Below are 12,807 nucleotides of genomic sequence, written 5' to 3'. Positions count from 1 at the left end.
CACCGTCGGGAACCGCGGTCCCGCACACTGGGTCCACACGGGTGCGATCATGCGATCCTGCGCGCCCCACGGGTCTAGGTGAGGGAGCTGGCTTGGACGTGTTCGCTCAGGACCCGTCGCCGGCGCGGTCAGGGCGTCGGCGGGCCGCGCACGTTCTCGCCCTGGCCGCGCTCGCGCTGGCCGTCGCCGGCGCGGTGCTGGCCGTCGCCAACCGGCACGGGTTCCTCACGCCGTCCGGGGACTCCGCGAGCGTGGCGGGCTGGACCCAGGTCGTCCTCGCGGTTCCGTTCGTGGCGGCCGGTTGGCTGCTGGCCACGCGCCGGCCGGAGGTTCCGTTCGGCTGGCTTGCGCTGGCCGCCGCGATCGGCCACGGCGCGGCCGCGGCCGGCACGGGCTGGGCGGTGTTCACCGTGTTCGGCGACCGGGAGCTGCCGGGGGCTGCGCCGGCGCTTCTCGCCGCCTCCACGTGCGAGGCGCTGGGGCCCCTCGTGCTGGCGATCATCTGGGCGACGTTCCCGCAGGGGCGGTTCCCCCACGGCTGGGTCGGGCGGCTCGCGGCGGTCAGCGTCGGGCTGTGCGCCGTGGGCTGGCTGAGCGGACCGCTGTGGTCCTTCAGATCCGCCGAGTCTCCGCCGGCCTATGCCGGGCTCACCAATCCGATCGGGGTGGACGCCATCCCCGGCTGGCTGCCGGTCGCGCTGTTCTCCTCGGGCCTGCTGCTCGGGTCGGCCGTGATGGTGGTCCGCTGGATGCGGGCGGACGGCGAGCTGCGCCAGGTGCTGCGCTGGCTGGCCGTGATCAACGCGGTCGCGATCGTGCTCACCCCCGTCGTCGTCGCGCTTCCCGCCGGAGAGCTGATCGGCAGTGTCGGCACCGTGGTCGAACTCGTCGTCGTCGTCGCCGTGGTGCTCGCGAACCGTGTCTACGGCATCGAGGCGGTCCTCAACCGCACGCTCGTCTACACGCTGCTCACCGCGTTCGTGGCCGTCGTGTACGCGGCCGGCGTCGCGGTCCTCGTCGCGTTCGGCCAGCAGGTGGGCGGGACGTCCACGGTGCTCGCCGCGGTCGGCGCGGCGTTCAGCCTCGCCCCGGCACGCGACCGGGTGCAACGCATGGTGAACCGCTTTCTCTACGGCGAACGCGACGAGCCGTACACCGTGGTGACCGGGGTGGCGGCGCGCCTGGAAGCGGCCGGCAGCGTGCAGACCCTGCTGCCGGGCCTGCTCGAAGCCCTGGTCGGGGCACTGCGGCTGCCGTCGGCCGCAGTGGAGATGCGCGGCGACGACGGCTCCGTTCGTTCCATCACCCACGGCGAGGCCGCGCGGCCGGGCGCGTCGGTCCGCTTCCCGCTGGTGCATCAGGGGCAGGACATCGGCGCGCTCGTCGTCAGCCTGCGGGCCGGGCAGAACGCGCTGGCTCCGCGGGAGAACCGCCTGCTCACCGACATCGCCCGCCAGGTCGCGGTGGCCGCCAGCAACGTGCAACTCACCGAGGCGCTGATGCGCTCGCGCGAGCGCATCGTCAGCGCGGCGGAGGAGGAGCGCCGCCGGCTGCGCCACGACCTGCACGACGGTCTCGGACCGACCCTGACCGCCGCCGCGACCAAGGTGGACGCCGCCGGGAACCTCGTCGACCGGGACGTGGCGCGGACCAGGAACCTGCTCGACTCGGTCCGGCGGGACCTCACCTCGGCCCTCGCCGACCTGCGCCGCCTGGTCTACGCCCTGAGGCCGCCCGTCCTCGACGAACTCGGGCTGCTGCCCGCGCTGCGCGAGCAGCTTCGGCACGCCGCGGTCCCGGTCGTGGTGTCGGCGCCCGAATCCCTGCCGCCGCTGCCGGCGGCGGTGGAGATCGCCGCTTACCGGATCATCACGGAAGCCATCACGAACGTCACCCGGCACGCCCGGGCGTCGTCCTGCGAAGTGTCGATCACCTGCGTCGATCACCTGCGTGTCGAGATCCGCGACAACGGAACAGCCGGCGACGGCGCGACAGGCGACACCGCGACAGGCGACACCGCGACGGGCGACAGCGCGACGGGCGACACCGCGACAGGCGGCACCGCGAGCGCGAGCGGGAGCGGGAGCGGCGCAACATGGGCACCCGGGGTCGGCCTGACCTCGATGCGGGAACGGGCGACCGCGCTCGGTGGCAGCTGGATCGCCGGACCCACCGCTACCGGCGGCCGGGTCCTGGTAGAACTCCCCCTCTCCCTCGCCGGAAGCGCGATACCCCGGTCCGCCGTCGTGGTCGCTCCAGAAAGGGATCACGGATCTTCTTCATCCGCGCACACCGACGTCACCGGAATGCTCACGAGGAGCCAGCAGTGACCGAACCCCCCGCCACCATCCGGGTGCTCCTCGCCGACGACCACCGCCTCGTGCTGGACGGCCTGTCCGCGCTGATCGACTCCGTCGACGGCCTCACCGTGGTCGGGGAGGCGACCTCCGGCGAGCAGGCCGTCGCCCTCGCCGGCACGGAACAGCCCGACGTCGTGCTCATGGACATCGAGATGCCCGGGATCGGCGGGGTCGAGGCAACCCGCCGGATCACCACCGCCCAGCCGACGATCGCGGTCGTGATGCTCACGATGTACGGCGAGGACGAGTTCGTCTTCGCCGCCCTACGCGCCGGCGCCCGCGGCTACCTGCTCAAAGGCGCCCAGCAGAAGGACGTCGTACGCACCATCGGGGCCGTGGCCCGCGGCGACGCCGTGTTCGGACCGGACGTCGCGCACCGCGTACTGCGCACCTTCACCAGCCCACCCGCGGAGAACGCCCCGTTCCCCGAGCTCACCGAACGGGAACGTGAAGTACTCAGCCTGCTGGCGAACGGCTGGCCGAACAGCCGCATCGCGCGCCATCTCCAGCTCACCCCGAAGACCGTCGCCAACAACGTCTCCAACATCCTCACCAAACTGCACGCCCCGGACCGCACGGCGGCAATCCTGCGAGCCCGCCGCGCCGGCCTGGGTGAACCGTGACCGACCCTCCCGACGGCCCGAACGGGCAGGTGAGGAGGGTGCGCACGGCCTGGCGCAACCAGCCCGCAACAGGACGCCGTTAATGTCCAGCCATGACCTTGAGCATCCGTAATCGGCTGGCTGGCACCGTCGCTGATATCACGGATGGTGCTGTCATGGGCACTGTCCGCATCGCCCTCGCGAACGGCGACACCCTGACATCGGCCGTCACCATGGACGCCATCAAGGACGTCGGCATCGGCATCGGCTCGGCGGTCGAGGTGCTGGTCAAGTCGACGGACGTCTCGCTCGCCACGGGAGAGACGTCGGGCCTGACCATCCGGAACCGGCTGGGCGGGACGCTGGTCGGCATCGACACCGGCGGCGCGATGGCGCTCGTCCGCATCGACCTCGGCACGGACATCGAGCTGACCGCGGCGATCACCCGCGCCGCCGTCGACGAGCTCAAGCTTGCCCCGGGCCTGCCCGTGACCGCACTGATCAAGTCAACCGAGGTGGCCTTCTCCGCACTCTGACGCCCGCGCCGCGACAACCGTGCGTGGATGCCGATGCCGATGCCGACGTTCAGCCGCCGGTCACATCTTCCGGAAGTCCCAGCTTGTGATCTTCTCCGGGGTCACCCGCAGCCAGGCGTGCCGGCCGTCGTAGTGCATCTCGTCGCGGCCGGCGTACTTGCGGGCGTAGAGCAGCTCCGGCGTGGCCAGGCCGGGGTCGGGGGTGCCAACGCGGGGCGCCTCGCCGACGCTCTCGGCCCGGCCGCGGATCTCCACCCCGCGCAGCTCGGTGAACTCGTGACCGGTGTCCACGACGATCGCCACCCGCGGGTCACGCTCGAGATCGGTCCAGCGCTGGCTCTTGACGACCGAGTTGAGCCACAGCGCCTGCCCGTCCCAGACGAACCACAGGGGCGTCAGATGCGGCCCGTCCGCGCTGGTCGTCGCCACCCGGCAGGTTCGCTCCTCGGTGAGGAACGCATCGACCTCGGCCGGGCTCATGGCGATCTTGCGGCCTCGACGCTGATCTTTCATCGTTTTTCCTCCAGGTGCGGACTTCCCGCGGTGCCCGCTTCGGTGGCGGTGACAGCATCGGCCGTAGTGACAGCGGCGGCTGTGGTGACAGCGGCGGCCGCGGCATCGCTGAGGGCCTCGCCCTTGGCGAAACCGTAGTAGACGGCGAACTGCAGCACGATCTCATCCATCTCCGCGCTGGTGAGGTCGCCGGAGCGCAACGCCACGTCGACGTGCGTCCGCAGCGGCATCGGGGAGTCGTCGATCCCCACACAGGCGACGGTGATGATCCGGCGTTCCCGGCGGGTGAGACCGGGCCGCCGCCAGACGTTGCCGAACACGAAACCCAGGATCCCGGCCTGGCGGTACGGCGTGTCCGCGGGTGGCGCCGGCATCAGATTCACGTCGGCGAACTCGGCCCTGCCCCCTTCCAACCGCGCGTTCCAGTCGCCGGTCTCGAACGAGGGGACGTCCAGCGGGGGCCATCCCGTCGGCTCCACCCCCCGCTCCCGTTGGACCCGCGCCCACTGCCGGCCGACGACCCCTTCGAGGTGGGACGCCTTCGGCCAGCCGCAGTAGACCGCGAAATGCAGGACGAACTCGAGCATCTCCGCGATCTCGATGTCACCGCTGCTCAGAGCGGCATAGACGTGCGCGTCGATGGGACCGGGCGCGTCGGCCGCCGCGACGCAGGTCAGCGTCACCCACCGCCGGTCCCGCCGGCTCAGCCCGGGACGCCGCCACACCTCGCCGAAGACGAAGTCCCGCGCCGCCGCCTCGAACGGAGTCAGTGCCGGTGGTGCCTCGGTGGCCATGACCTCCCGGAACACGCGCTCGGCCACGCCGGTGCGTCCCGCATCCCGCTCGTCGTCTGCCTGCGCGGGGTCCCGCTCATCGCCCGCGTGCCCCGCGTGCCCCGCGTGCCCTGTTCGCCCCGTTTGCCCCGCCTGCGCGGTGCCTTCCGTTGTCATGGACGGCTCCGCTCCTCCGGACTGCTTCTCCGGACTGCGTTCAATCGGTCGACCGCAATCTAAGGCAGGTGACTTTCCCGGGTCCAGAGGCGCTGCCGGGCCCGGGTCAGCCCGCGGACCCGCCGACCGCCTGCCCGAGCGCGACCCCGGCGAAGGCGGCCGCGAGACCCACGGTCAGGCTCACGACGACGTTGGCGACGGCGTGGCGATGGGTCCAGTCCCTGTCCAGCCGCAGCGTCTCGTAGCTGAACGTCGAGTAGGTGGTCAGTGCGCCACACAGCCCCGTACCGGCGACGGACAGTACCTCGGACGACGCCGGCAGGCCGACCAGGAACCCGAGCAACAGGGACCCGGCGGTGTTGACGGTCAGGGTGCCCCACGGGAAAACCGAGCTGTGACGGCTCTGGACCGCCCGGTCGGTGAGGTAGCGCAACGGCGCCCCGACCGCCGCTCCGAGCGCGACCAGCAGCACCGTCACCGTCCACCCCGCACTTCGCCAGCCCCGTGAGCGGCGCCGCGGGGGCGATCAGGGGAGCGGTCAGGGGAGCGGCCACCGGTGCGGTCACGGGTGCGGTCACGGGAGCGCAGCAGCCGCGCGGTGAGACCTGAACCGACGGCGACCGCGATGAGCGCGGCGGCGAGGGACACGAAGAGGAACAGAAGGGCGGTGCCGGGCGCGTCCGCTTCGACGGCACGCTCGACGTCCACGACGTAAGCGGAGAACGTGGTGTAGCCGCCGAGCACGCCCACGCCGAGAAACGGCCGGACCAGCCGGCGCCCGGCCCAGACGCTCCCGACCAGCTCCATGAGCACGCCGATGAGCAGGCAGCCGGACGTGTTGATCGCGAACGTGGCCCGGTCGAAATCGGCCGCCTCGTGCGGGAAGGCCACAACCAGGCCATGCCGGGCGAGCGCGCCGAGCACACCACCGGCCGCGATGGCCGCGAGAACCGGCCAGGGACTCGGCCGCAGCTCCGCCCGCTCCTCGGGATCGGACAGATCGACATCGGGGTCGACGGGCCGAGCCACGGTTTCGGATGCCCCGCCGGGCTGGACGACGGGCCGCGGAGCATCGACGTCCGAGCGGCCGGGACGGGCAACGGGTTCGGACATGGCGGGCCTCCTACCAGCGGAAACAGCTACTGGCAGGGACCGTTGGCGACGCCGTCGCGGTTCTCCCCAGGCGCGGGGACGGCGGGCCCCACCGCCGGCAGGGCTGCCTCGCCCAGGGCCTCACGATACCGGCCGCCGCCGACGGCAACGCGGGATCACCGCGTGGCGTGCAGGTGGCCGACGCTCAGCTCTCTCGCCCGTTCCCTGCTCGGAGATTCGCGCAGCCCGGATCGCATTGACCGGACCGGTCTGACCGGATCACGTTGGAGGTAAATCCGCCGGAGACACCGAGGGCGGCGAAGCGGGGGAGGGGCCGATGCCCACGGTGACAGCCAACGGAATCGAGATCTACTACGAACGGCGTGGCACCGGCCCGGCACTGCTCTACCTGAACGGTTCCGGCACCACGCTGGCGACGACAGGACGGCTGCTCGCCCCGTTCGCCGCGCACTTCGACCTGCTCGCCCATGACCAGCGCGGCCTGGGCAGGACCGCGGTACCACCCGGCCCCTACTCGATGGCCGACTACGCGGCGGACGCCGCCAGCCTGCTCGACCAGGTCGGCTGGGAGCGATGCCGGGTCGTCGGCATCAGCTTCGGCGGGATGGTCGCCCAGAAACTGGCCGTAACCTGGCCGGAGCGGATCGAGCGGCTGGCGCTGCTGTGCACGTCGGCCGGCGGCGCCGGCGGATCGTCGTACCCCCTTGACGAGCTCGGCAGGCTCGCCCCCGCCGAACGGGCGGCGCTGGCACCGCGGCTGCTCGACTCGCGTTTCACCCCCGAATGGCTGGCGTCGCATCCCGCCGACCGGATGACGGCGGACGGCATGGCCGGGCGTGCCTCAACGCCGCGTACCGACGAGCAGCGACGCGGGGAAACCGCGCAGCTCGAGGCCCGCCGACACCACGACGTGTTCGACCGGCTCGGCGCGATCACCTGCCCGACCCTGGTCGCCTGTGGCCGCTACGACGGAATCGCTCCCGTCACGAACAGCGAGGCGATCGCCAGCCGGATCCCCACCGCCACGCTGCGCACCTACGAGGGCGGCCACACCTTCTTCGCCCAGGATGTCCGAGCGTTCCCCGACGTCATCTCCTTTCTGGCCGGCCCGAACCCTTGACCATCCGGGCTGCTGGTGGCGCGCACCGCTTGAGGCAGCCCCGCCCGGCCACTGCACCCGTTCGGCGACGAGCCGGGCGCGGGTGCCCCCACGACGTCCTCGGGTGGCTGCCGGCGACGGCTCACCGATGGGAACAACGGGTCGGCCGCGGTGAGGACTGTCGGGTGTGATCTGCCTGAGATCGCCGGATGCGCTCGCGCTGCCGCAGCCCGATCACCCGGATATGCTTGCCCGTGGTGCGCCCCAGCCGAGGTCGGGTGGCGCGCAGCTCCGGGGCGGTAGCTCAGCCGGTTAGAGCAGCGGACTCATAATCCGTCGGTCGTGGGTTCGAGCCCCACCCGCCCTACCAAACCCGCAGGTAGATGGCAATTTTTGAGTCATCCAGGCTGCCGTCCGAGCAAGGTCATCCCGTACTTACCCCGTACTTTGAGAAGATCTTGATGGCGTTTGTGGTCAGTCATCGACCTTGATCAAAGTTCTGCATTCCCACCCTTTTCTCGCGATGAATTGTGGCCCAAGTCACATTGGCGAAGGTGTGTGTCGGGCTCCCACCCCGCGCCGCCGCGCCCGCGTTCGACGCCGGGCACAGGATGCCCCGTCAACGTCAACCGCCGTCCGAGGCTGGCACCCGCTGGACACGGAGTGCATCCGTCAGAGTCTTGCTCGATGCTCCACACGCGCCGTGAACCCACTCGTCCTCGATAACTCTGCGTGCGCACCAACGCCTACGCGCCCTGTCGCCGCGTCCTGACCGGCCGCACCGCCACGATGCGCCGGGCGCAGGCTGGTTCGTCCCATGTGTGACTTTCCGGGTATGTCAAAGGACCACGCATGGAACACTTGGCCACGAGCGGAGCCAAGCGTGCGGCGGGGGGACGGTGTCGACGGGTCGCAAGCTCGCGCTTCGTCTTCTGGTGGTGGTGGTCGCTGCCGCCGCGTCGATCGGGTTGTGGGCCGCCGGAGCGTCGGTGTCCGCGGACAAGGCCGGTGTCCTGTGGCAGCTCGGGTTGGGCCTGTTCACGACGTTGCTGACGGCGCAGACGATCGTGTTCGCGGTCAGCGCCGATCCGGAGACGGTGTGGCCATCGTTCCTTGACCTGGTCGAAGAGACCGGCCTGGTGCTGTGGCTGACGGCAGGAACGTTCTCCGTGCTGCTGCCCGCGGCGGCGGATATCACCGGTCGGGGCGGCTTTCTCGCTGACCTCGGCGTCGGGCTCGTGGTCGCGCAACTCGCCCTGGGGATCGACTCGTTGCAGGCGCTTCTGCGGGTGCTGGCGGGTGAGAGCCGACAGCAGTTCCTTGCCCGGCTGGTGTCCGAAGATCTCCGGCGTGCCGCGCGGTCCGGCCGTCCAGTGCAGGTCGACCGGGCCCACGCGTTGGCTGGCTTCCTGAGCGCGGTGGAGACCGCGATCGACAGCGCGGACGTCTCGGCATTGGGCCAGCGCATGACGGAGGTGGCACGGCAGGCACGGGACGACGAACGCGCCGAGGTGGCCCGGTGGCGACTCGCCCTGCTCACGTATCTGATCGAACGGGTCGGACGCGCGGTGCTGTACCACGACCTGACCGGCGACGCGGCGCGCGTCGCACTCCCGCACCTGATCGACGGGGCGTTGCATTCGAGCTACCGGCTCACCGAGCTGACCGGTGCCGGGGCGGCACCGGGGGAACATGTCAGCGAAGTCGAATCCGCGGTCACCCTGGGCCAGGTATGCCGGGTGATCGGCTGGCTTCAACAAGCCGCGCACGAGCGACTCCAGGAACGTCCCGACGACGTCAGCGCCCGGCAGGTGATCTCATCTGTTGCCCGCGGGCGGTTGCGGATCGTGCAGTTCGTCGATCCCGACCCACCGGGGTTCTACCGGCAGGGAGAGGACCCGTGGCCCTACGGGCTGAGCGACCCGGCCGCGGTGCTGGTGTGGCTGTGGTCCATGTGCGAGTTCGGCGGGTCGTGGGTCGGCAGCGGCCTGTACGTGCTCGCCGAGGTCATCACCGGCGAGAAGTTCTATGGCAACTACTGGAACGACGACTGCATCTTCACCGAGATCGAACGGCGAATCGGTGCCGACGGTGCACGTCCGCACCACACCAGCGACGGACGTGCCGCCGAGGTCGTTGCGGCGTGCGGGGGGCTCCCGACGATCGCCCTGGAACTGTGCGCAACCGTCGTCGCTGGCCTGCGTAACACCCGCTTCACCCCACCGGCCGGTTTCGAGCAGGACCCGGCGTTCTCCACTGATCGGCGCTATCTGCGATCGCAGGTCACGATGTTCGCCACGTATGGCTGCCTGCCCGACGCGGACAGCGCGTTGGACTGGCTCTCCACCGCCCTGTCCCAGTTCCCGACGCAACGTTCGCTGTGGCGCACGGTTCACACTGCGATCACCGCGTCCGGCCATCCCGGCACCCTTGACCTCTACGGGCCGGACGCCCGCCCGGCCGCCACGACTCTGGCGGCGCTCTGCTGTCTCCAGATGAACCGGGCCGGTGACGCCCGTGACTTCGTCGAGCGTCTGCCGGAGCCACTGGTTGCCGGAGCACTGCAACTTGCCCGCTTCGCGCTCACCTCCGACGGTCCCGCGGAGCCGGTCATGCTCACCTGGTCACCCCGGAACGCCACACAGCTCGGGGACCGGGCAGCACAGCAACACGAACTGCTGGGCATCGTCGACGCGGTGCTCCGATGAGCGCCGGGCCCGGACCCGATTCGGTGGACCGGTGGCGACGCAGCTTGCCCGCGGTGTCGAGTGCGGGAACTGTGTGGATGGTGCAGGTCTCTACCGCGTGGCTCACCGACCCGGCCCGCCAACAGGTCCGGGATGATGTCGACCTCGTCCTGTTCCGCCGCGCGCTCAAGGAAGGTGCCGGCTTCCGCTTCCGGCGCATCCTGCTCTACGACCCTCCCAGCGACCTCGGCGGCACGCCCGACCGGTACGCCGCCGCCCAGGCGGACCACGCCGCGTGGGTCGGCCGCGTCCGCGGCCACCTTGCCGCCATCGGCGCCGAGGGCAGTGCCGGCGGGTCGCTTCCCGAGGGGTGCGAGTACACCGTCCGGCTTCTCATCCTCGGACGGGCGGGCACCCGTACCGGGCCGACGGTCGACGATGGGCTCTGGACCGATCCGACACCACCGGCCGATGTGCAGGCCGCGTGGTCCGACCCGCGGCTGATCCCGCTCGACCCACACGAGGAACTCATCATCGGACCGCACCGGGACCGCAACCCCCTGTGGCAAGGGGCATTCCTTGGCTGACGAGCCCTTCATCGATCCGGCCCTCGGCCTGCCCCTGGTCGGGCACCGCTCCCTCACCGACCGCACCGGACCGGTGAGCATCTGCATTCCCGCCCACAACGAAGCCGAGACCGTCGCCGAGGTCATCAGCGACGCCCACCGCGCCATCGAAATTCTAGGGGCAGACGGTGAAGTCATCGTCGCGGCGAGTGCGTGCACTGACGATACCGCCGACATCGCCCGTGCGGCCGGTGCGCGTGTGGTCGAAGCCGGGAAAGGGAAAGGGAACGCGGTCAAAGCTGCGCTGTCCGTGGCCACCGGCTCAATCGTGGCGACCGTAGACGGCGACTTTCGGTACTTCGGCCCCGAACCGATCGCGGCGACCCTCATCCGGCCGATTGTCACAGGGACGGTCGACGCAACCATAGCTGATCTTTACTGGCGTCCCCTCTACCCTCAGATGTGGCTGTACGGATTCTTCGCTCCTCTCGCCGGCCGTATTTTTCCTGAGATGCTCCCCAAGGTTGGCACGACCCCCTGGTCAGGTCAGCGGGCCGCCGTCCGTGTCCTGTGGCCTACCGAGCTACCCGAGGAATTCACCGTCGACATGACGTTGAACCTCGCGTGGAACGACGCCGCCGCCCGCGTTCGTCCCGTACCGGTGGATGACTGGGTAAACCCGCAACGACCGAAGCCGGAACTACTCCGCCAGGAGTTCGACGCGATCGTGGCGCACGGGGTCGCCAAAGGTCGCCTGAGTTCCGAAAGTATCGAGTTGCTGAACTCTTGGTTCACTGGAACCCAGCACAGGATGGCAACCTATCGGCCCGACGGTGACGATGTCGCAGAGTTCGAGCAGATGCTTCTTCGGGAAGCGATAAATGCCTTGCTGTCGTGGGGTGGTACCACTTGACGCGTGATCGCTTTTCTGGCTCTTGGTGCTGGTGGGTTGGTCGCCGTAACGGCATCGTGGGGTGCCGGCGCAGTTGAATGACTGCCGTGTCCGGGCGACTCCCACGTAACGGCGCATCAGTCTTCCGTAGTCACGCGAACCGGATCGGTGCGGCGGTCACGAGTCGCCGCGCCATCCGGGGCGGTTCCGGTCCATCCACGCTTCGATGTCGACGCGGAGCCACAGCCGTTCCTTCTCGCCGGTGTACCAGGGTGCCGGGAAGTCGCGGTCGCGAGAGATGGTGTGCGCCCGCGAGCGCGCGACGCCCAGCAGGGCGCGAAGCTCGCCGAAGCCGATCAGGTCGGCGGGGGTTGCCGGTCTGACCTCAGGTCCGTCGCTGCTGGCCACGGATCCGCATCCTGGTTGCGGATCCGGATCCGTAGTTCGGGCTCTTCCTTCGCATCCTCTTACGCGCTACGGTGCCTGAGTGATCGCGCGTCGTACCCGACGCGCGGTGCGTCAGGAACAGGTCGGGCCGGTCCGGTGTGTCACCACCGAGACCGGCCCTCGGCATCGACCCCACGGAGGTCAACACCGTGTCCGAGAGTCTGTCAGTTACCGCTCTGAGCGGTAGGTCCGCCGGCGGCGCGCCCGCCGCCGGCGCATCCATCCCACAAGCGACGGTCCGCGAGACGGGAACGGGGCCGTTCCGGTGCGTCGTGGTCGACGTGCCGGCCGGTTTGCACCCGGCGAGTCTGGCGACGGTGTTGCGGAGTCTGCCGATCGCGTGCGAGTTCCTTGACGCGGCAGTCGCCTTGACCGGGACGGGTTCGGGTAGTGAACTGCGATTCCGTGTCCACGAAGCACACGGCGGCGTGGGGGTGCCGCGTCTGGACGAGATCAGCCCATCCGCCGTCGCCGAGGGCCCGTCTGGGGGTGTGCGGTGAACCTGACGTTGATCCCGGCCGCGATCCGGCCGACGGGGGTGCAGATGTCCGAAGCGCGGGCGACGTTGGCCGCGCGGGGCGCCTACAGCGACACCTACGCCGCCGCGTACCTGTTCGCGATCGCGCAGAAGGTTGCCTGCGGCGGGAAGCTCAAGGCGGCCGACGTCGCCATGGCGTTGGCATCGTTGGAGATCGTGCGGTGAGCGCGCACGTGGTGTTTCCCACCGCCGTCCACCGTCTACCGGCGGCCCGGCGACGGGCCCCGAGGGCGGGCGGTCGACCTCCGCTGCTCGTGGGTCTTCTCGTGGTCGACGGGGCGGGCCTGCCAGTGGAGATCGTGAGTCCGTTCGGGAGTGAGACGGCCGCGCGGCAGTGGGCCGACCAGCAGGGCATCGAGAGGTACCAGCTTCTACCGGCGCGCATCGCAGGCGGACGGGTCTGACCTCCAGACGTTCGCCGCGTACCGCAGCCAGATCGGTCCCCACCTGACCAGGTGGGGACCGATCGTGCGTTAGGGGCCCGACCCCGCGGGTCGGACCGGC

Annotated in this window: 14 protein-coding genes and 1 tRNA gene; 10 read left to right on the top strand and 5 right to left on the bottom strand. The window is 70.4% G+C overall.

The window, feature by feature from the left end:
• Window positions 1–98: 98 nt before the first annotated feature.
• From AC559T_RS04985 to AC559T_RS04975, 3 genes are all read left to right on the top strand, one after another.
• Window positions 99–2,330 (top strand): sensor histidine kinase, encoded by a 2,232-nt coding sequence (locus AC559T_RS04985; RefSeq protein ID WP_498867957.1) that lies wholly within the window; start codon window positions 99–101, stop codon window positions 2,328–2,330.
• Complete coding sequence (locus AC559T_RS04980) at window positions 2,327–2,983, top strand: response regulator transcription factor (protein WP_112108496.1); 657 nt, start codon at window positions 2,327–2,329, stop codon at window positions 2,981–2,983. The genes AC559T_RS04985 and AC559T_RS04980 overlap by 4 nt, the downstream gene beginning before the upstream one ends.
• Window positions 2,984–3,075: 92 nt before the next feature.
• Entirely contained in the window at window positions 3,076–3,498 is a 423-nt protein-coding gene (locus AC559T_RS04975; protein WP_112108497.1) for a TOBE domain-containing protein, read from the top strand.
• A 60-nt stretch (window positions 3,499–3,558) separates the two neighbouring features.
• Here the strand turns inward: AC559T_RS04975 and AC559T_RS04970 are convergent, their stop codons facing one another.
• The 4 genes from AC559T_RS04970 to AC559T_RS04955 form a co-directional block, all read right to left on the bottom strand.
• The gene (locus tag AC559T_RS04970; RefSeq protein ID WP_368954471.1) at window positions 3,559–4,011 is read right to left on the bottom strand and encodes a pyridoxamine 5'-phosphate oxidase family protein; all 453 of its coding nucleotides are present in this window, start codon (window positions 4,009–4,011) and stop codon (window positions 3,559–3,561) included.
• A complete protein-coding gene (locus AC559T_RS04965; RefSeq protein WP_498867956.1) occupies window positions 4,008–4,805 on the bottom strand; it encodes a carboxymuconolactone decarboxylase family protein in 798 nt (265 codons plus the stop codon). Before AC559T_RS04965 ends, AC559T_RS04970 begins: the two co-directional genes overlap by 4 nt.
• A 262-nt stretch (window positions 4,806–5,067) precedes the next feature.
• Entirely contained in the window at window positions 5,068–5,439 is a 372-nt protein-coding gene (gene crcB / locus AC559T_RS04960; RefSeq protein WP_498867922.1) for a fluoride efflux transporter CrcB, read from the bottom strand.
• Entirely contained in the window at window positions 5,436–6,074 is a 639-nt protein-coding gene (locus AC559T_RS04955) for a fluoride efflux transporter FluC (RefSeq protein WP_498867921.1), read from the bottom strand. Before AC559T_RS04955 ends, crcB begins: the two co-directional genes overlap by 4 nt.
• 316 nt (window positions 6,075–6,390) lie before the next feature.
• Between AC559T_RS04955 and AC559T_RS04950 the strand changes: the two genes are divergently transcribed.
• From AC559T_RS04950 to AC559T_RS04930, 5 genes are all read left to right on the top strand, one after another.
• Window positions 6,391–7,194, top strand: a complete 804-nt coding sequence (locus tag AC559T_RS04950; protein ID WP_498867920.1) for an alpha/beta fold hydrolase — start codon at window positions 6,391–6,393, stop codon at window positions 7,192–7,194.
• 272 nt (window positions 7,195–7,466) lie between these two features.
• A tRNA-Ile gene (locus AC559T_RS04945) sits at window positions 7,467–7,543 on the top strand.
• A gap of 529 nt (window positions 7,544–8,072) precedes the next feature.
• Window positions 8,073–9,881 (top strand): hypothetical protein, encoded by a 1,809-nt coding sequence (locus AC559T_RS04940; RefSeq protein ID WP_498867919.1) that lies wholly within the window; start codon window positions 8,073–8,075, stop codon window positions 9,879–9,881.
• Window positions 9,882–9,958: 77 nt separating this feature from the next.
• The gene (locus AC559T_RS04935; protein WP_498867918.1) at window positions 9,959–10,447 is read left to right on the top strand and encodes a hypothetical protein; all 489 of its coding nucleotides are present in this window, start codon (window positions 9,959–9,961) and stop codon (window positions 10,445–10,447) included.
• The gene (locus AC559T_RS04930) at window positions 10,440–11,339 is read left to right on the top strand and encodes a glycosyltransferase family 2 protein (protein ID WP_498867917.1); all 900 of its coding nucleotides are present in this window, start codon (window positions 10,440–10,442) and stop codon (window positions 11,337–11,339) included. The genes AC559T_RS04935 and AC559T_RS04930 overlap by 8 nt, the downstream gene beginning before the upstream one ends.
• Window positions 11,340–11,495: 156 nt before the next feature.
• On the opposite strand, the gene AC559T_RS04925 is transcribed toward AC559T_RS04930, so the two are convergent.
• Window positions 11,496–11,726, bottom strand: a complete 231-nt coding sequence (locus AC559T_RS04925) for a helix-turn-helix transcriptional regulator (protein WP_018504738.1) — start codon at window positions 11,724–11,726, stop codon at window positions 11,496–11,498.
• Between the two features lie 535 nt (window positions 11,727–12,261).
• Between AC559T_RS04925 and AC559T_RS04920 the strand changes: the two genes are divergently transcribed.
• Both AC559T_RS04920 and AC559T_RS04915 read left to right on the top strand, forming a co-directional pair.
• Window positions 12,262–12,468, top strand: a complete 207-nt coding sequence (locus AC559T_RS04920; protein ID WP_018504740.1) for a hypothetical protein — start codon at window positions 12,262–12,264, stop codon at window positions 12,466–12,468.
• Window positions 12,465–12,707, top strand: coding sequence for a hypothetical protein (locus AC559T_RS04915; RefSeq protein WP_498867916.1), 243 nt, complete (start codon window positions 12,465–12,467; stop codon window positions 12,705–12,707). Before AC559T_RS04920 ends, AC559T_RS04915 begins: the two co-directional genes overlap by 4 nt.
• Window positions 12,708–12,807: the final 100 nt, after the last annotated feature.

Source organism: Frankia sp. Hr75.2 (assembly GCF_949319125.1).
Taxonomy (GTDB): domain Bacteria; phylum Actinomycetota; class Actinomycetes; order Frankiales; family Frankiaceae; genus Parafrankia; species Parafrankia soli.
Note: the sequence above shows the minus strand (reverse complement) of the source record. Positions and strands in the feature narration are given on the sequence as shown.